This is a genomic window from Lactobacillus sp. UBA5813 (assembly GCF_002417895.1).
GTDB lineage: Bacteria > Bacillota > Bacilli > Lactobacillales > Lactobacillaceae > Lactobacillus > Lactobacillus amylolyticus.
The window spans coordinates 20,408-39,675 of sequence record NZ_DICZ01000004.1; the positions used below are offsets into that span (position 1 = coordinate 20,408).

Consider the following 19,268-nt stretch of genomic DNA (forward strand, 5'->3'; position numbering starts at 1 on the left):
CAAGCTTTTATTATTCCAATTTTTAAGCGGCTTATTCTTAGCTACACTTCCAGGAAGACCTGCAAGACAAGAGATTGACCGCGTCACAGCAGATAAAACTATATTAATGAAGAAAGTTATTTTCGGCTTTATCAGCCTGTCAATTCTATTTGCTATTATTTTTACAGGAAGCAGGATAAGCAACATGCCTTCTTCATCTAAATTTACCGATGACCTACATTATCAAAATTCAATTATCAAACATAGCCGCCGTTTAATCGGATACTTCAATTATGGAACCGATGATCAAAGAATGAACTTCGGCAACTGGCAGCATCCGAATAAAAACGGCTTTGCAGATTGCTCTAGCTTTGTGTGGCTAGTGATGAAGCAAGCAGGCTACAATGTTGGACAAACGGCTTTTTCAACGCCAGAAATGGAAAATGATGCTAAAAGTGATCACCATTTTCTTAAGCAGGTTCTTGCAAAAAAAGTTAAGCCTGGCGACATCGTAATTGTTAATGTCGGAACGGGCTATGGCTCAAATGGTCATACTGCGATCATTGATGGTCCATATCGCGGCAGAAATACGCAAATCATCGAAATTGGTGGGATCGATCCCATGGGTTCAGTGCATCGTTCAACAATTGTGCAGTCTTTTCAAAGCATTCTTAAAGAAGGGCGAATCACTTATGCTCGTCCTGTAAAATAAAAAATCTGGAACATTATTATGTCCCAGATTTTTCTTCGTCATCATCATTTTATTCTTAGTCATTTTACCATTTTTGACTAAGAATAATTATAAATGACCAAGAAAAAAAGATGGCTCATCTGAACCATCCTTTTTTAATGCGTATGTCCTTCAACCGCAACAATGTCGCCTTGACCATCTTGTTCAATAATTGCACCAATCGCTGCCGTCAATCCTTTAACAATATTGTCCAATGACATCGATGGCATCGTCGGCCGCCTTACAACCTGTTCCGGCAAAAACGGAATATGAATAAAACCTGCCTTGAGCGTTGGAAATTCTTTTTCCCGCAAATATTGCACTTGATAAAAAATATGATTGCAAACATAAGTCCCTGCAGTATACGACACCATAGCGGGAATTCCAGCATCTCTAATTGCCTTAACTTCAGCTTTAATTGGCAGCTGCGTGAAATACGCCGCAGCTCCATCTTCATGAATTGCTTCGCCCAATGGTTGATAGCCAGCATTATCTGGAATACTGCCATCATTAATGTTGATTGCTATTCTTTCCGGCGTTAAGCACGCGCGTCCGCCAGCTTGTCCAACATTCAACACATAATCAGGTTTTTCTTGTTCAATTGCCTTTTTAACAATCTGTGCGCATTTATTAAAAATCGTCGGTATTTCCAACTTAACAACTTCAGCATCGGCGATTTTATCTGGCAATCTTTTCACTGCCTCAATAGCCGGATTAATTTTTTCACCAGCAAATGGATCAAAGCCCGTAACTAAAATCTTCATTCTCTTCATCTTCTTAAAAGTTTCACGTGTAACCTACAGCAAAGTCATCATGTGAACAAAACCTAATGAGTTGTAGCACATATGCGTCAGCATTGAGTAGCGCAAATCTTTTGTCGACATATATACCCAGCCAAGAACGCAGCCTAAAACCCAATAAACATAGATAAACTTAGTGAAACCAGGATCATGCATATAAGCGAACAAAAAGCCTGAAACTAAGATACCAGCCCATTTATTAAATCTAGTTGCCTTAGTAAAAAATGTATTGAAAAACATCCCTCTAAAGATCACTTCTTCGCAGGCTGGAGCAACGAAGCAAACCATGATTTCAAATAATTTCCCACTCTGCTTAGAAAGCTGGTCTAGATTCCGCTGGTTAGTTGAAACTGTTTTCCCTTGACTAACCAATTGCAGCATAATGCCACCTAAGACCGTGATCAAAATAAAGCCAGCAATAAAAATCATTATCCGGCGTGCACTCCAGTGCGGTCGCTCATTGAAGCCCCAGTCATTTACCGATTGCAGCTGCTTTTTGTACATCCAAAAGATAAACCAAATTACAGCAACTGTTACTAGTGCCGTTGCAAACTCTTGAATTGATAATGGTAAATGATATCGTTGTTTGATTTGTTTAGGAAAGAAATAAAAATCTTGCAGTATGCCATATAAAAACAATGCAATTACTGCTTCAGCAATATTGCCACCATAATGAAAGATTTTTTTCATTCAATAACTCACCTTAATTTCTTAGGAATTTAACTAATGCTTTTATTATAATGGATATGTGTAAAAATACCTAAGAGATGGTTTATATGACTAATTTAATTCACTTTTTTGAACAAAATCAGGGCTTCAGCTATTTTTCAATTTTACTAACAATCGCCTTGCTTATTTTCTTAGTCTCATGGCTGATTGAACCTAGAAGATTGATTAATGGCATTTTCTTTACTTTTTTTCTGTTGATGTTCGCCGGCTGGCTAACTATTTTAGTTCTCGCGACTCAGTTAAGGACGCTCAGAATCGTATATGTCTGCCTTGTTTTGCTGTTTTTCCTGCTAATCTTCTTGATTAGCGCCTTCTCTTGGCTATTTTGTCTGTGGAACGCTTATTTTGTGTGGAAATATGAAAGTCATACCCTGCCTAACTTATTAACCTTAATCTTGGGTATTGGATTAATTGTTGTTTGGGTTATCACGCTTTTGGGGCCAGCAAAATACTTGCCTCGCTGGTTAAATGTGCTCTTGACAGCCGCACCAACGATCGCCTTTTACTTGGTCTTTTTAATGTACAATTATTTAGTCAACAGCATCCTTTACCAATTCGTACCGCGCCGCTACAATCAAGATTATTTAATCGTGCTAGGGGCCGGTTTAATCAATGGTGAAAGGGTAACGCCCCTTTTAGCAGGCAGAATCAATCGCGCTATCCAGTTTGCGCAAAAACAAGTAGATGAAGGAAGAAAAATGCCTAAAATCATCATGTCTGGCGGCCGCGGAGGCGATGAAAAGATCTCTGAAGCTCAAGCAATGATGAATTATGCTATTAGCCGCGGAATAAAACGGGACGATCTTTTGCTTGAAGACAAATCCGAGAACACATATCAAAATATGCTCTATTCCAAGCGCGTTGCCACCAAAGATTTTGGCAGCGATAAATTCAAAGCAAAATTCTTCAGCAACAATTATCATATTTTCCGCGCTGCACTCTATGCAAAAAAGGCGGGATTACGTGCAAATGGCGTAGGTTCCTATACTCGCTTCTACTTCCTGCCTAATGCAATTATTCGTGAATTTGCTGGTGTTTTTGTCATGCACAAAAAGCGCCATGCAGTTGTTATCTGTCTTATCGTTATTTTCTGCATTATTCAGGCAATCCTCGTCGCAACCGGCAGTGAAAAACTGCAAATGATGTAGGGCATTTATCTCACAGTTAATGAATGGTCGATGTTATACTACTTTTAACTAATAAATTGTTAGTTTGGGAAAGGTAAAAAGTATGCTTCAACTAAAAGATATTCGTAAATCTTACCACCTTGGAGACACCGTCACTCATGCTTTGGACGATGTCTCTATTTCTTTCCGTGATCAAGAATTCGTAGCCATCTTAGGTCCAAGTGGTTCCGGTAAAACTACGATGCTAAATATTATCGGCGGACTTGATCGCTATGATAGCGGTGACTTGATTATCAACGGAAAATCTACCAAGAATTTTAAGGAAACTGATTGGGATGCTTACCGCAACAACACGATCGGTTTTATTTTTCAAAACTACAACCTAATCTCTCACCTATCAATTATTGATAACGTAGAATTAGGAATGAATTTATCCGGGGTACCTGCTAAAGAGCGCCATGAAAAGGCTATTCAAGCATTGACCGAAGTTGGCTTAAAAGAGCACATGCACAAAAATCCAAACCAGTTATCCGGTGGTCAAATGCAGCGTGTCGCAATTGCCCGGGCAATCGCAAATGATCCCGACATCTTGCTATGTGATGAACCAACTGGGGCGCTAGATACTGAAACTTCCGTTCAGATCATGAAACTGATCAAGAAGCTATCCAAAAATCGCTTGGTAATTATGGTTACTCACAATCCAGAACTAGCTAAGGAATATGCCACTAGAATCGTTAATTTCCAAGATGGCAAAATTCTGCATGATTCTGACCCTTACCAAGTTAACGAAGTTAAAGACACTTTCAACCTTAAACGAACAAAGATGTCTTATTGGAACGCGATTAAACTTAGTTTTACCAACATTATGACTAAAAAAGGGCGAACTATTTTAACCGCTTTTGCTTCGAGTATCGGAATTATCTCTATTGCGGTCGTATTGTCGATTTCAAACGGTTTTCAAAAACAAATCGATACTACGATGAGAAAGGCTCTGGCAAAATATCCAGTGGCAATCACGGCAACTGCCACTGACATGACAGCCATGGAGAACCGTAAGGAATCCGATAAAAATGTCAAAAATCGCGGCTATGTCACGGCTAAGCCTGACGAGGCCGAACAGAGCACGCACATCAATAAAATCACGGAAGCTTATGTTAACTACGTTAAAAAAATCAATCCTAACTATGCCAACAATATTTCTTATCAACGAGCAACCAGCTTGAATCTATTAGGGCTAAAGAATGGCAAGGCTGAAAAAGTACAGTTTTCTACTACTGACCCTAATTCCAATCAATCGGTTTCTCAAATGCGCAGCCAAGCGATGAGCTCGATGGGAATCGGATCCAGCGTATTCCCCACTACTTTGAATAAAAACAAAGGCAATTTTTTGAAACAGAATTATCAATTGCTTTCTGGTACTTGGCCAACTAAAGCGACAGATTTAGTTATTGTTGCCGACAACAAAAATACGGTTAATATCAATGCATTGAAGAATTTAGGTCTCAATGTGAAAAACAATTCTAAGATCAAATTAAGCAGCTTGATTGGTAAAGAATTCAGTGTTGTTGCTAACGATGACTACTACCAAAAATTGCCAACTGGCATATTTATTCCGAAAAAAGCGACTAGCAGCATGTACAACAATGGTACCAAACTAAGAATTGTTGCAGTTATCCGACCAAAGAGTAAAGATTCAATGCAGCTTCTTTCAAGCGGTGTCGCTTACAGCGATAAGTTGACTCAAAAAATTATCAACGAGAACAAAAACTCAGCAATTGTTAAGGCACAAAAGAAGACCAACCGCAATGTGATGACTGGTCAAGCAATGACTGCAACCGAAAAGAAGCAAATGATGCAAACACTTGGCGGCAGCAGCATCCCTACTGGCATCATGATTTATCCAAATAATTTTGACGCTAAAGATAAGGTACTTGATTACTTAGATAAGTGGAACAAAGGCAAGAGTAAAAAGAATCAAATTGTCTATACCGATATGTCCAGCGCCGTAACCAAGATGACTGGTGGCCTGCTTAATGGTGTGACAACGATTTTGATCGCCTTTGCCGCTATTTCATTGATTACTTCAATGATTATGATCGGTATTTTGACTTACACCTCTGTTTTGGAAAGAACCAAAGAAATTGGAGTGCTTAAAGCATTAGGTGCCAGAAAACGCGACATTACACGCGTCTTTGATGCCGAAACCTTTATTCTAGGTGTCTTCGCCGGTGTACTTGGCGTTGGAATTGGATACTTGTTGACGTTTCCAATTAATACGGTTATCTACAACATAACTGACTTGGCAAACGTAGCTCAATTAAATCCGCTTCACGCGCTTTATCTGATCATCATCTCTACTGTTTTGACATTAATCGGTGGACACTTGCCAGCAAGAATGGCAGCCAAAAAGGATGCCGCAATCGCTCTTAGAAGCGAATAAAACAGCTCCATTAACTTTTATGTGAAAAAGTCATAAAATAAAGCTGAATATTTTTAAAGAAAAAGTCGCCTTTCCAATCTGGAAAGACGGTTTTTCTTTTATATCATATCGAGTGGCAGCTTGTGAGTCGGTTGTGGAAAATCAGAATTGATTAACCGCAATTCATCATCGTTAAGTTTAATTTCTTGTGCTGCAATATTTTCCTTCATATGACTAACCTTGCCTGATTTAGGAATTGATAAAATTTTCCCACTGCGCAAGGCCCAAGCAAGCATTATTTGGTGTGGCGTAGCATCATGATCACGCGCTACAGTCTTTAAATTATGCGTAATTCTGATCGTATTGCCTTTGCCTGAATTGAATGGCGAGTAGCCAATAAAGTTAACCTTATTTTCCTCTTGCCATGGCAATAGATCATATTCAACGCCGCGGTGATCCAAGTTATACAAGTCTTCATTGGCAAAGCATGCTTGACCACCTGGTACAAAAAAAAGTTCTTTCATATCAGGAGTATCAAAGTTTGAAACACCCCATTGCCGAATCAGACCTTCCTTTTTTAGATCTTCCAATCCACGAATCGTATCTGATAACCGGTGACTGCCCCGCCAATGAAGCAAGTATAAGTCTAAGTAGTCCGTTCCTAATCTCTTAAGACTAGCTTCAAGACTTTTGCGCTCAAGTTCAGGCGTTGCATGATAAGGGTAAAACTTAGAAATAAGATACATTTGGCTACGATCATAACCTTTAATTGCTTGACCAACCAAGGTTTCGCTTTTGCCTTCACCATACATCTCGGCAGTATCAATAATCTTAATGCCATTATCTAATCCATATCTAATTGCTGCAATTTCGTCTTTTTTCTTTTTAGGATCTTCACCTATATTCCAGGTACCTATCCCTAAGCCAGTTAAGTCCATCTTTTTCACCTCACTTAGATTTTACTACATTTTTCGATTGACAAAATGGCATAGACCATTTTATAATGGACTAGACCAGTAAATAAAGGAGGATTTATTTATGATGAAAGTTATTGTTACAGAAGACCAAATTGAAGGCGGAGCTAAAGCATTTGAAATTTTCGAAAAAGGGATTAAAGACGGAGCCAAGGTTTTAGGCCTTGCTACTGGTTCTACTCCAGAAACTCTTTACCAAAACTGGGTAAAAAGCGACCTTAACTGCTCTGGTCTTACTAGTATTAACCTGGATGAATACGTTGGTTTAAAGCCAGATAATCCTCAAAGTTATCATTACTTTATGCAAAAACATTTATTTGATAAAAAGCCATTCAAGAAGACTTATATTCCAGATGGAATGGCAAAAGATATTCCTGCTTTTTGTAAAAAATACGATCAAATCATTAAGGACAACCCAATCGACATTCAACTGTTAGGTATCGGTCGCAATGGTCACATTGCTTTTAACGAACCAGGTACTTCATTTGAAATCGGCACCCACGAAGTTAAGTTGACTGAAAATACAATCAAGGCCAACTCTCGCTTCTTTGACAATATTGATGAAGTGCCAAAGAGTGCTATCTGTATGGGTCCAGCCAACATTATGGCTTCTAAGAAGATCGTTTTGATGGCCTTTGGCGAAAAGAAAGCTCATGCCGTTAAAGAAATGATCGAAGGTCCAATCACTGAAGATGTTCCTGCATCAATTTTGCAAAAGCATGCTGACGTAACGGTAATCGTTGACAAGGCAGCTGCCAAAGAACTTGACGATAAATATAAGAACTAAACAAAATTTATGATAAGAAATGCCAGTTAAGCAAAAATGCTTAGCTGGTATTTTTATTTCTATTCGATTTCTACTCAAAATACAAATCCAGAACTTGACTTTTTACCGTTTAACAGAATTAAAAAATTGCTTGTTAGACACAATATATCGTATTAAACTATTTAATGTTCTACATATTGTGTTGAAGAAAGAGTGTGATTCAAGTTATTGTCTTAAGTGGGCCCATTGGAGCCGGAAAATCCAGTTTAACCAGTATTTTAGCCGAACATCTAGGTACGCAAGCATTTTATGAAGGCGTCGATAACAATCCCGTTCTTCCCCTATACTACAAGGATATGAAGCGTTATACCTTCTTGCTTAATACTTATCTGCTCAACCACCGCTTAGCTCAAATTAATCAAGCAGTTCAAGAAAAGAACAGCGTTTCTGACCGTTCAATTTATGAAGATGCACTTTTCTTCAAGATGAACGTGGATAGCAGGATTGCCGATCCAACTGAGTTCAAGATCTACGACGATTTGCTTGAAAACATGATGGAAGACACGCCTGGCAATCCAAGCAAAAAGCCAGATTTATTAATTTACATTCATGTTTCGCTCGAAACAATGCTTACCCGGATTAAAAAGCGCGGCCGTTCATATGAACAGCTTTCCAGTGATCCTGGTCTGAAGGATTATTATGCTAGACTTCTTAGATACTATGAACCTTGGTATGAGCACTATGATGCTTCTCCTAAAATGAAAATTAACGGCGATAATCTTGATTTTATCGTTGATGAAGATGCCAAAAAAGAAGTTTTGAATGAGATCGACAATAAATTGCGTGAAATCGGTAATTTATAACTCTAGATAGAAGGAAAGTGATGACAGTTATTGTATTAAGCGGGCCCATTGGAGCCGGAAAATCTAGTTTAACCGGAATTTTAGCTAAATATTTAGGTACTAAACCATTTTATGAAAGTGTTGACGACAACCCTGTTCTGCCACTCTTTTATGCTGATCCAAAAAAGTACGCATTCTTGCTTCAAGTATATTTTTTAAATACGCGTTTTCACAGTATCAAAGAAGCCTTAACCGCAGATAATAACGTACTTGACCGTTCAATTTATGAAGATGCCTTATTTTTCCAAATGAACGCAGATATTGGTCGTGCCACACAAGAAGAAGTAGATACCTACTATGAATTATTGAACAATATGATGGGCGAATTGAAGCGGATGCCGAAGAAGAACCCAGATTTGCTTGTTCACATTAATGTTTCATATGATATGATGATCAAACGAATTCAAAAACGTGGTCGTCCGTATGAACAGCTTAGTTACGATTCAACGCTAGAAGACTACTATAAGCGTTTATTAAGCTACTACAAGCCATGGTATGAAAAATATGATCATTCACCTAAGATGGAAATCGATGGTGACAAGTTTGATTTTATGGCTTCTGAGAAGGACCGTGAGATCGTCTTGGATCAAATCGTTGCTAAATTGAAATCTATCGGCAAATTGTCACTCAACTGGGATAAATCAACCGATATTCAAATCGAAGCATAAAAAAACTCCTGCAAGATTACATCCTCGCAGGAATTTTTATTTAATGAAATTAATGCATGATAGTAGTTAAAATTGCACCAGCAAAAATTAAAATCAAACCAGTAATAGTAAAGAATATAGCTTTCTTGCTCTTCTTTTCATGCAAGAAAATCATTCCGCCTAAGGTAGAAATAACTACTGAAAGTTGAGAAACAACGAATGCCATGTTAACACCATTATCTTTAACTGACAAGATATAGGTCGTTGCCGCAATTGAAAAGATGAAACCAGCAAGCAGGCTTTGCCAGCTGCTTTTTGACTTTATTTCTTTCATTTGCTTGGTAAATAGCAGATAAATTAAAACTGCAACAACCATCCCAACTGATTCTGGGAAGAAAATTGCTAAACCAGATGCGCTCAAAGCACGTGGAATTGCGTTGTAAATGATAAAACCAAGCGTGGTGCAGACCAACATGATAATAGTGCCGACTTGATTCTTTTCACTGCCTTCACTTGTGCCGGAATCTGAAACAGAGGTAAGGATTGCTCCCACAATTAAAAGAGCAATTCCGATAAAGCCCCAAATTTTAGCATTAGTTGAAGCCCATTCTCCAAAAATCACAACCCCAACCAATGAAGTTCCGATTAATTGCAAACCAGTTGAGATTGGCATTGTTTCAGAAACACCGATCTTGGCATATCCAGTATACTGACCTAATTGGCCCACTACCCAAAAGGCACCAGCCAAAGCAGCCATCAAAAATGTTTTGCCATCAAGAGCAGTAGCAGCCTTGATAAAAGGCAAGGTAATTAATCCAACGATTAACGTTCCAACTGTAGTTCCGAAAATCTGATTAATCGGTTTCCCATTAATCCGTGCAACGGCAAGCGGCAAAATGCCCCAAGCCAGTGCCGGTAGCAGCATATACACAATATTCATAAATTTTTCCCTATGTTTGTATTATCTAAAAGTAAGTGAATGAAGTTATTTTAGCGGTTGAATCACCGGACAGTCAATTATTTTATTCAATCGAAGAAATACGTCCAAACAATAAATAACTATTTTTAATAAGATTTCTTTCATAATTCGTGTTTACATTTTTATATGAGAATGATAGAGTAAAAGAGTTGTTGAATTGAGATAAAAACACGAACATTCTATATGGGGATAAAAATGAATTTTATTAAGTCTTATTTTCAGCTTGATAAATATAAGACGACAGTTAAAACCGAATTTTTGGCCGGTTTAACTACTTTTATCAGCATGTCTTATATTTTATTTGTTAATCCTAATGTTTTAGGTGCTTCTGGTATGAATACCGGTGCAGTTTTCACTGCTACTGCCCTTGCCGCAGCACTTGGTACTGCAATTATGGGGATTGTCGCCAACTATCCAATCGGTGAAGCACCTGCTCTAGGAATCAATGCTTTCTTTGCTTATACCGTCTGTGTAGGCATGCATGTTTCCTGGCAAACTGCGCTAGCCAGCGTTTTTGTTGCTTCTTTCATCTTCATTTTGATTACTTTGTTCAAGTTGAGAGAAAAGATCATTGACGCAATTCCAGCTGATTTGAAGTTTGCTATTTCATCTGGTATCGGTTTGTTTATTGCCTTTTTAGGTTTGCAAAATAGTAAGCTGATTGTTGCTAACAAATCAACCTTGGTTGGTTTAGGCTCCTTCCACGATCCACTCGTTTGGATCACCATTTTTGGTTTGATTGTAACGGTTGTCTTAATGATTTTGAAAGTGCCTGGTGCAATCTTCATCGGAATGGTTTTATCTGCTGTTTTCGGTATTTGCACTGGACAAATTGCCCTTCCACATAAGGTAATTTCCGTAGCTCCAAGTTTGGCTCCAACTTTTGGTCAAGCTGTTTTCCACATTAAAGATATTAATACCGTTCAAATGTGGGTTGTTGTTTTGACCTTCTTATTAGTTACCTTCTTTGATACAGCAGGTACTTTGATTGGTTTGGCCCAACAAGCTGGCTTTATGAAAAACAATAAGATGCCACGTATCGGTAAAGCTTTAACTGCTGACTCAAGTGCGATGATGGTTGGTTCCGTTCTTGGTACTTCACCAGTTGGTGCTTTCGTTGAATCAAGTGCCGGAATCGCTGTAGGTGGTAGAACTGGCTTGACAGCCGTTTTTGTAGCTATTTTCTTCTTAATTTCAATGATCTTCAGCCCACTTTTAGGTGTCTTTACCGTTCAAGTTACTGCTCCAGCTTTGATCATTGTTGGTGTCTTGATGGCTCAAAATACCGTTCATATTCACTGGAATAAGCTTGAAATTGCCGTTCCTTCATTCTTAATCATCTTAGGAATGCCACTTACCTACAGTATTTCTGATGGTTTATCATGGGGAATGGTCACCTACCCAATTTGTATGCTTGCTGCAAAACGTGGCAAGGAAATTAGCCCGATGATGTGGGTATTGTTCGTTGTCTTTATAATTTTCTTGTGGGTTTTGAATTTCTAATTTTAGTATTAATGTTGCTGATCTAAGTGAAAACTTAGGTAAGTTTTTTTATTGCCAAAGATTTATTTAAGAAAAACCGAATATATTTAATTAAAAGTGTTGTAATTGTTAACTATTTAGTTATAATAAAAATTGAACATTCGGTATTTTATTACAATCTTCGTATTTTATCTTTAGTTTATAGAATATAATCAGATATTTACGAACAATATATTCTGGAGGATTATATGAATTCCATCAATAGTTTTTTCCATTTAAGTGAGAACAAAACCTCATTTAAAACAGAATTATTAGCAGGTTTGACTACTTTTGTAAGTATGTCTTATATTCTTTTCGTTAACCCTAACGTGTTGGGTGCCAGCGGAATGAATAAAGGCGCTGTCTTCACGGTTACAGCCTTAGCAGCTGCTTTTACTTGTATTGTGATGGGGCTTGTAGCTAATTATCCAATTGCTTCTGCTCCAACATTAGGCTTGAATGCGTTCTTTACTTACACCGTCTGCCTAGGAATGAAAGTTAAATGGGAAACAGCATTGGCTGCCGTTTTCGTAGCTTCAATTTTGTTCATTTTGTTAACGGTATTTAAAATCCGTGAGATGATCATTGATGCGATTCCAGCAGATATCAAATATGCTATTTCAGCTGGTATTGGTTTATTTATTGCTTTCATTGGTTTGCAAGGTGGTAAATTAATCCAAAACAGTGATTCAACCTTGGTTACAATCGGTGCTCTAAACAACCCAACCGTTTGGATTACGATCTTTGGTTTAATTGTCACTATTTTCTTGATGATCGCTCGTGTCCCTGGTGCTATCTTTATCGGAATGATTTTGGCAGCTATTTTTGGAATCTGCATCGGCCAAATTCCAATGCCTACTTCTATCGTTTCATCAATTCCAAGCATCGCACCAACCTTTGGTCAAGCTATTTTCCACGTTAGCTATATTAATACCATTCAGATGTGGATCATCGTTTTAACCTTCTTGCTTGTTACCTTCTTTGACACTACTGGTACTTTAATCGGATTGGTTCAACAAGCTGGCTTAATGAAGGACAACAAGATGCCACGTGCCGGTCGCGCTTTGGCTGCCGACTCTTCTGGTATGCTTGTTGGTTCTGTTCTTGGTACTTCACCAGTTGGTGCTTTCATTGAATCAAGTACTGGTATTGCTGTCGGTGGTAGAACCGGTTTAACCGCTGTTTGGACAGGGATCTTCTTCTTGATTTCAATGATTTTCAGTCCAATCCTTAGTGCTTTTACCACTCAAGTCACTGCTCCAGCCTTAATCATCGTTGGTGTATTAATGGCTGAAAACTTGGCCCACGTTCACTGGACCAACCTGGAAGTTGCTATTCCATGTTTCTTAATTGTTTTAGGTATGCCACTTACTTATTCAATTTCCGATGGTTTAGCTTGGGGAATTATTTTTTACCCACTTTCAATGATTGCTGCTAAGAAGTTCAAGCAAATTACACCTATGATGTGGTTGCTGTTCGTTGTCTTCATCATTTACTTTGCAGTATTAAACATCTAACCTTATATAAAAATCTCTTTCAATCATAGAAAAAACCGAGTCCAAATTTAAACTCGGTTTTTTGTTTATCGTGATACTTCCAGACAATATGATTTTTTATGGCATTCAGGGCAACGCAGTCTTCTGAATTTAGGCGTATGAGCAGCCCAGAAAAACTGTTTAAGTTTTGGAACAAATTTTCTACCGCAATTCGGGCAAATATACGCTACATTACGATAATACATCAACGTTAATAACGTGCCACCAATAATAATTAAAATCATCATTATGGCAAAAGTCAGACTTGCTGCAAAAACTTTTTCTTGTTTAGCCATTAGCACTGTGCCATAGATTCCGATTATTTCAATTAAGAAAATCATCGCTGCATAAACCCACATTTTTCTTCTGTAATGCGTCAATTTAATTTCATTTCTCATAATTTTTGTAATGTCAGCAACATTTTCATTTTTCAAGTTTCGTGGACGCAAGATTTTTTCAAAATTTTTTATTTGTCTTTGTTTATCTTTTAAGGCTTCTATTTTTTCTTCGTTAATTTCTTTTTGTCTTTCAATCAAAAGCTGCAATGACCGCGTGCTATTCTTGTCAGCTAGCAATTTTTTGATGTCTTTTAAAGAAAGGCCCAGTTCTCTTAAATACGAAATCAATTTTAATTGTTCTACTTCTTTGGCTGTATAAATCCGATAGCCATTTTCTCCAACGCTTGATGGTGAAACTAAATTCTTTTCATCATAAAATCGAACCGTCCTCGGCGAAACGTTAGCCAATTTTGCAGCCTCGCTAACACTATATTTATCATCTGACATTACTGTCACCTCTTTCTACTATATAAAATACAGGTTTACGATGCGTTAAGGTCAAGCCTCTTTTTTTATTTCCCAGGAAATGTCACTTCAAACACGAACAATCTGTGCTAAACTAAATACAATACATTTTATAGTATTAATATTTTGGAGGAAATTTTTAAATGCAGACATTAGATAAAGTCTTTCATTTACAAGATGCTCATACCACTGTTAAACGTGAGTTAATCGCTGCTTTAACCACGTTTGTCAGTCTCTCCTACATCTTATTCGTTAACCCAAACATTTTGCACGCAGCTGGAATCCCTTCTGGAGCTGCCTTTACCGTAACAGCGATCGCTACCGCAATCGGATGTTTCATTATGGGATTAGTTGCCAACTATCCTATCGCATTGGCTCCCACTTTAGGAAGTGCTGCCTTCTTTGCTTATAATGTTTGTGGCAATATGCACATTAATTGGCAAACAGCGTTAGCAGCTGTCTTAGTTGCTTCAATTTTGTTCGTATTAATTACGACTCTTCACCTGCGTGAATTAGTCGTTGATGCCATTCCACAGGATTTAAAATATGCTATTTCTGCCGGAATTGGGTTATTTATTGCCTTCATCGGTTTACAAAATGGTAAATTGATTGTTGATAGCAGTTCTTCACTTGTAACTCTGGGTAAATTCTCTTCACCAGCCGTTTGGATCACCTTATTTGGCCTTGTACTTACAGTTATTTTAATGGCAATGAATGTTCCAGGTTCGATTTTTATCGGCATGATCGTTACCGCGATTTTCGGAATCTGTATTGGTCAAATTCCTTTGCCACATACATTTATTTCTACCCCACCATCTATGGGACCAACTTTTGGACAGGCCATTTTCCACTTGAAGGATATTAACACTCCTCAATTGTTTATCGTCGTTTTGACCTTCTTGCTTGTTACCTTCTTTGATACTGCGGGAACTTTAATCGGAATGACTGAACAAGCTGGTTTGGTTGATGAAAATGGCAAAATTCCACGGATTGGTCGAGCCTTCACCGCAGATTCAACTGCAATGATCGAAGGTGCAATTTGTGGTACTGCTCCACTTGGTACATCCGTTGAATCAAGTGCCGGTATTGCAATGGGCGGACGTACTGGTTTAACTGCGATTTTCATCGGAATCTTCTTCTTGATTTCAATGATTTTCAGTCCACTTTTGACGGTTATTCCAACCACTGTAACAGCACCGGCATTAATTATTGTTGGTGTTTTGATGGCATCCAACCTTAAGAAAATCGATTGGGAAAAATTTGAAATTGCTTTTCCTGCTTTCTTAATCGTTGTCGGTATGCCACTTACCTACAGTATTTCTGACGGACTTGCTTTAGGTATGATCGCTTACCCAATTATAATGATCGCATCTAAGCGTTATAAAGAAGTTTCAATAATGATGTATATTCTGTTCTTCATCTTTATCGGCTTCTTCCTGATCACTAATTTATAGATAAAAACAATTTTTAAAAGGACAAATTTTATTAAATCTGAAAATTTGTCCTTTTTTAAGCCCTTTCATTCATTTACATTTATTCTCATTATCCTATCATAGATATCTGGTTGTATTTTTTGGAGAATTGGGAAAGAATGAAAGATCGCATTATACATAAATTTATTATCGGTTCTGTCAGTATTTTTGCCTTTGCTTTATTAGCAAACTGTCGAACCACTGTTTTAGCTACTATGACTGCCACACCCCGGTTAGTTTATCGACTTAAAAATTTAACCGCTGATGTTGTTCAAAAAAGCAGTTATCAAATCAAAATACATTTATTCATTGCAAGAAGTAGGCAATGATTCAATCATTGAACGTGCCATGCCAAAAGCGGTAGATGGTTCGTCGGTGCTAAACCACGTCATACTAAGAGCGGCAATTACGACTGGGATACCGAACTTGCTCGCGTAAGATTTCCTAAAGGATCAGAACTAGTAACCAGACTAAGTTCTTTGCCCCATTTAACGCATTTAAATTACGCTACTGATGTAGTGCAAGCTGCTTATCCGCACGTAAAGAGATCACAGCTTAAACTCTGTCAATTATGCATTGGATTGCGTAGCTCATAAGAAGAATAAGGCCGTTAACCTTAATTCAATAGAAAAAGTAAAAGCATTTCATATTAATCATTTGTTCAGACATAAAAAACACCAGTTAAACTCTATTCAAGGATACGCAATTGATAATAATTTAACTATCTATATTTCACGTGAGCGTCGTCCAACTCGAACCAAGAGCTCGTTTCCACGTGAACTAGTTAAAATCCCATTGGGCGCAACATCATATACTCAATGGACGCATTATAAAGTAACCAGTTCCCACTGGCGCAAAATTGCGACTGAGCTAGAAAGTGTTGATGTTTCAGCAACTAATCTAAGCTTAACTACGGCATATCATAAAAAGAATAAAGCTCATTCCGTATCTGAAAATCGAATTTACCGGGTCGCAAATGTTGTGCAATAAAATCAGAGAGTCAAGAAGACTCTCTTTTTTGTTGCATCATTGTTTACATTTGTAAACTTAAAGAGTATAGTTACAATTGTAAACGAAAGGAAAACTATTATGGTTAAATTGCAAGAAAACGAAAGCACCATTTCTGATAGCGAGTGGGAAATTATGCGCATTGTTTGGACATTAAAGCACGCTAGTTCTACTCAAGTAATCGAAGAGTTGCAAGCTAAAAAGAACTGGACAGAGTCAACAATCAAAACTTTATTGCGCCGTTTGGTTAAAAAAGGGCTCATTGCAACAAAAAAGGACGGCAGACGGTTTATTTACACAGCTGCGGTTAGTCAGACGCAGATTATGATTGAAGCCGCTCAGGGGCTCTTAAACCGCATGTGTGACATGCATAAAGGCGAAGTCATCTTAAAGCTATTATCTGATTCACCAATTTCTAAAAAAGATTTAGCTCAGATGAAAGAGGTTATCACTGAAAAAGAAAAAGACGCACCGGAAAAGGTTCCCTGCAACTGTTTACCGGATAAAGCGCATTTATGTTAGGAGTGAATAAAATGACTGTTTTTCAAATTTTGGCAATTATTATCGGACTTGGATTAATTGGTTTTATTATTTGGTGGTTCTTTGGCAAACACACTGAGGCAGTGGGCAGCAGCCAAGTTTCAAACAACCAGCAAAACGCGACAATCGTTGTAAAAGGCGGCTATTCACCATCAACGATTGTACTGAAAAAGGGTGTGCCTGCCCAAGTTGCGTTTGACATGCAGGACTCCACAGCATGTTTATCACATGTAGTTTTTGAACAACTAGGCGTTAATAAAGATTTAACTAAGCAAAAAGTTACTAAAATCACTATTCCAACCGACAAGGCTACTACTTATAATTTTGCTTGCGGAATGGACATGTTTCATGGAAAGGTCATTGTGAAGTAATGAAACTTTCAAATATTAAGCGCTTTTGGATATCTTTTATTTTGGCTATTCCGATGTTGATTCAAATGGTGGCCATGCCATTTCACTGGATGATGCCAGGATATAATTGGATCGCTTTGATCACAACGACAATCATCATGGTAATTTCAGCCGCTCCATATTGGAAAAGCGCCTGGGCAGCGTTTCAAAAGCATAACGCCAATATGAATACGCTAGTTGCTGTGGGTACATCCGTGGCCTATTTTTACAGTATTTTTGCGATGTTCACTGGTCGAGAAGTCTACTTTGAAAGTGCTGCTTTTGTCACCATTTTCGTTCTTCTGGGCGATGCAATGGAAGAAAAAATGCATGACAACGCCTCAAATGCCTTAGCAAAATTAATGAATCTACAGGCAAAGGACGCTGAAGTTTGGCGCAACGGCGAATACATTAAAATTCCACTTGTAGAAGTAGAAGTTGGCGATTTAATTCGCGTTAAACCCGGCGAAAAAATTCCTGTTGACGGTGTTATTACCGATGGTTCATCTACGATCGATGAATCAATGGTAACAGGTGAAAGCATGCCAGTTGCTAAGAAAAAAGGCGATGCTGTCGTTGGTTCAACCATCAACATCAATGGAACGATAACTTTCAAAGCAACTAAAGTTGGAAAAGATACCATGCTGAGTCAAATCGTAGATTTGGTCAAAAAGGCCCAGACCAGCCATGCACCAATCCAAAATATTACTGACAAAATTTCCAATATTTTCGTCCCAACCGTTCTCATTATTGCTATTTTGACTTTTATTATTTGGTTTGCGTTTCTGGGTGCAACTGCTGTTGAAGCAATGCTGTTCGCTGTTTCTGTAATTGTTATTGCATGTCCATGTGCACTCGGACTGGCAACACCTACTGCTTTAATGGTAGGAACTGCAAGAAGTGCCAGAATGGGAGTCTTGATAAAAAATGGGGAAGTTCTAGAAGAAGTTAGCGACATTGATACTGTTGTTTTTGATAAAACTGGAACAATTACCATTGGTAAGCCAGTTGTTACCGATATTGTCGGAAAGCAAGACGAAGTGCTGACCATTGCGGCCAGCCTCGAAGAAAATTCTGAGCACCCATTGGCTGCAGCAATTGTCAATAAGGCTAAAGAAGCAAAGGTACCCCTAGAGCAAATCACTCAATTTCAAGCAGTCGAGGGAAAGGGCATAAGAGCTATTTATCAAAAGCAAAATGCTTTTGTCGGCAGTGAAAAAATTTTGAAAGATGCAAAAATTTCCCAGGAAATAATTGAACAAGCTGCAAAATTGCAAAGCCAAGCAAAAACAGTGGTCTATGTTGGCTTAGACACCACCATTATTGGCTTAATTGCAATCCAAGATACTTCTAAGCCTAGTTCCAAGGAAGCAATTGCTGAACTTAAAAAGCGTGGCTTAAAGACAATCATGCTGACAGGCGATAATGAAAAAGTAGCCGCAGCAATTGCAAACGAAGTTGGAATTGATCAAGTAATCGCTGGAATTTTGCCCACGGAAAAAGCACGTGAAATCAAACAGTTGCAGTCTGAAGGTCGTAAAGTAGCTTTTGTCGGCGACGGTATAAATGATGCACCAGCAGTATCAACCGCCGATGTTGGAATTGCTATGGGCTCTGGTACTGATATTGCCATTGATTCTGGTGGAATTGTCCTTGTCCAAAACGATCTGTGCGGTGTTGTACGGGCTCTTGATATTTCCAAGAAAACTTTCAACCGAATTAAATTAAACCTCTTCTGGGCACTCATTTACAACACGATCGGCATTCCAATTGCTGCCGGCTTATTCGTTGGATTAGGTTTGACCTTAAGTCCTGAACTTGCCGGTTTAGCAATGGCATTCTCATCCGTGTCTGTTGTCAGCAGCTCCTTGCTTTTGAATAAAGCCAAAATTGCTGGTGATAGCAAAAAGGCGTAGCATTAAAGCTACGTCTTTTTTAATTATAATTA

The 19,268-nt window shown here is 38.2% G+C and carries 19 protein-coding genes and 1 pseudogene; 15 read left to right on the forward strand and 5 right to left on the reverse strand.

Annotated elements, in window-relative coordinates; genetic code table 11:
* Positions 1–184: 184 nt before the first annotated feature.
* A complete protein-coding gene (locus tag B2008_RS00425) occupies positions 185–691 on the forward strand; it encodes a CHAP domain-containing protein (RefSeq protein WP_281828698.1) in 507 nt (168 codons plus the stop codon).
* Positions 692–825: 134 nt separating this feature from the next.
* Here the strand turns inward: B2008_RS00425 and pcp are convergent, their stop codons facing one another.
* Both pcp and B2008_RS00435 read right to left on the reverse strand, forming a co-directional pair.
* A complete protein-coding gene (gene pcp, locus B2008_RS00430) occupies positions 826–1,473 on the reverse strand; it encodes a pyroglutamyl-peptidase I (protein WP_281828696.1) in 648 nt (215 codons plus the stop codon).
* A gap of 33 nt (positions 1,474–1,506) precedes the next feature.
* Positions 1,507–2,199, reverse strand: a complete 693-nt coding sequence (locus tag B2008_RS00435) for a CPBP family intramembrane glutamic endopeptidase (RefSeq protein ID WP_281828694.1) — start codon at positions 2,197–2,199, stop codon at positions 1,507–1,509.
* A gap of 86 nt (positions 2,200–2,285) precedes the next feature.
* Here B2008_RS00435 and B2008_RS00440 point away from each other — a divergent pair, with 86 nt between their 5' ends.
* Complete coding sequence (locus B2008_RS00440) at positions 2,286–3,386, forward strand: YdcF family protein (RefSeq protein ID WP_281828692.1); 1,101 nt, start codon at positions 2,286–2,288, stop codon at positions 3,384–3,386.
* Positions 3,387–3,468: 82 nt separating this feature from the next.
* A complete protein-coding gene (locus B2008_RS00445) occupies positions 3,469–5,805 on the forward strand; it encodes an ATP-binding cassette domain-containing protein (protein ID WP_281828690.1) in 2,337 nt (778 codons plus the stop codon).
* A gap of 98 nt (positions 5,806–5,903) precedes the next feature.
* On the opposite strand, the gene B2008_RS00450 is transcribed toward B2008_RS00445, so the two are convergent.
* Positions 5,904–6,722: an aldo/keto reductase gene (locus B2008_RS00450; protein WP_281828689.1), complete on the reverse strand. Its 819-nt coding sequence runs from the start codon at positions 6,720–6,722 to the stop codon at positions 5,904–5,906.
* Positions 6,723–6,825: 103 nt separating this feature from the next.
* Between B2008_RS00450 and nagB the strand changes: the two genes are divergently transcribed.
* The 3 genes from nagB (at position 6,826) to B2008_RS00465 (ending at position 9,094) form a co-directional block, all read left to right on the forward strand.
* Positions 6,826–7,545, forward strand: a complete 720-nt coding sequence (gene nagB, locus B2008_RS00455) for a glucosamine-6-phosphate deaminase (protein WP_040457207.1) — start codon at positions 6,826–6,828, stop codon at positions 7,543–7,545.
* 194 nt (positions 7,546–7,739) lie between these two features.
* A complete protein-coding gene (locus tag B2008_RS00460; RefSeq protein ID WP_281828686.1) occupies positions 7,740–8,387 on the forward strand; it encodes a deoxynucleoside kinase in 648 nt (215 codons plus the stop codon).
* A 20-nt stretch (positions 8,388–8,407) separates the two neighbouring features.
* The gene (locus B2008_RS00465) at positions 8,408–9,094 is read left to right on the forward strand and encodes a deoxynucleoside kinase (protein WP_281828685.1); all 687 of its coding nucleotides are present in this window, start codon (positions 8,408–8,410) and stop codon (positions 9,092–9,094) included.
* A 49-nt stretch (positions 9,095–9,143) separates the two neighbouring features.
* On the opposite strand, the gene B2008_RS00470 is transcribed toward B2008_RS00465, so the two are convergent.
* A complete protein-coding gene (locus tag B2008_RS00470) occupies positions 9,144–10,013 on the reverse strand; it encodes a GRP family sugar transporter (RefSeq protein ID WP_281828683.1) in 870 nt (289 codons plus the stop codon).
* Positions 10,014–10,247: 234 nt separating this feature from the next.
* On the opposite strand from B2008_RS00470, the gene B2008_RS00475 reads away from it, so the two are divergent.
* Together B2008_RS00475 and B2008_RS00480 are read left to right on the forward strand one after the other, a co-directional pair.
* Positions 10,248–11,555, forward strand: coding sequence for an NCS2 family permease (locus B2008_RS00475; protein ID WP_281828681.1), 1,308 nt, complete (start codon positions 10,248–10,250; stop codon positions 11,553–11,555).
* Positions 11,556–11,782: 227 nt separating this feature from the next.
* Positions 11,783–13,090 (forward strand): NCS2 family permease, encoded by a 1,308-nt coding sequence (locus B2008_RS00480; protein ID WP_281828679.1) that lies wholly within the window; start codon positions 11,783–11,785, stop codon positions 13,088–13,090.
* 65 nt (positions 13,091–13,155) lie between these two features.
* On the opposite strand, the gene B2008_RS00485 is transcribed toward B2008_RS00480, so the two are convergent.
* Complete coding sequence (locus B2008_RS00485) at positions 13,156–13,893, reverse strand: MerR family transcriptional regulator (RefSeq protein ID WP_281828677.1); 738 nt, start codon at positions 13,891–13,893, stop codon at positions 13,156–13,158.
* A 161-nt stretch (positions 13,894–14,054) separates the two neighbouring features.
* Here B2008_RS00485 and B2008_RS00490 point away from each other — a divergent pair, with 161 nt between their 5' ends.
* The 7 genes and pseudogenes from B2008_RS00490 to B2008_RS00515 all read left to right on the forward strand — a co-directional run bounded on the left by B2008_RS00490 (position 14,055) and on the right by B2008_RS00515 (position 19,236).
* Positions 14,055–15,365, forward strand: a complete 1,311-nt coding sequence (locus B2008_RS00490; protein WP_281828675.1) for an NCS2 family permease — start codon at positions 14,055–14,057, stop codon at positions 15,363–15,365.
* A 137-nt stretch (positions 15,366–15,502) separates the two neighbouring features.
* Positions 15,503–15,712, forward strand: a complete 210-nt coding sequence (locus tag B2008_RS00495) for a hypothetical protein (protein WP_281828673.1) — start codon at positions 15,503–15,505, stop codon at positions 15,710–15,712.
* A gap of 45 nt (positions 15,713–15,757) precedes the next feature.
* Positions 15,758–15,979 (forward strand): annotated as a pseudogene (locus tag B2008_RS08305) (helveticin J family class III bacteriocin); the annotation flags it as partial.
* Positions 15,960–16,373 carry a helveticin J family class III bacteriocin gene (locus tag B2008_RS00500; RefSeq protein ID WP_414671989.1) on the forward strand — a complete coding sequence of 138 codons (414 nt, stop codon included), beginning with the start codon at positions 15,960–15,962 and terminating at the stop codon, positions 16,371–16,373. The pseudogene B2008_RS08305 and the gene B2008_RS00500, both read left to right, overlap by 20 nt.
* Before the next feature lie 99 nt (positions 16,374–16,472).
* On the forward strand, positions 16,473–16,913 hold the full coding sequence (locus B2008_RS00505) for a CopY/TcrY family copper transport repressor (protein WP_281828671.1): 441 nt from the start codon (positions 16,473–16,475) through the stop codon (positions 16,911–16,913).
* Positions 16,914–16,924: 11 nt separating this feature from the next.
* Positions 16,925–17,302 carry a cupredoxin domain-containing protein gene (locus tag B2008_RS00510; RefSeq protein WP_281828669.1) on the forward strand — a complete coding sequence of 126 codons (378 nt, stop codon included), beginning with the start codon at positions 16,925–16,927 and terminating at the stop codon, positions 17,300–17,302.
* Complete coding sequence (locus tag B2008_RS00515) at positions 17,302–19,236, forward strand: copper-translocating P-type ATPase (RefSeq protein ID WP_281828667.1); 1,935 nt, start codon at positions 17,302–17,304, stop codon at positions 19,234–19,236. The genes B2008_RS00510 and B2008_RS00515 overlap by 1 nt, the downstream gene beginning before the upstream one ends.
* Positions 19,237–19,268: the final 32 nt, after the last annotated feature.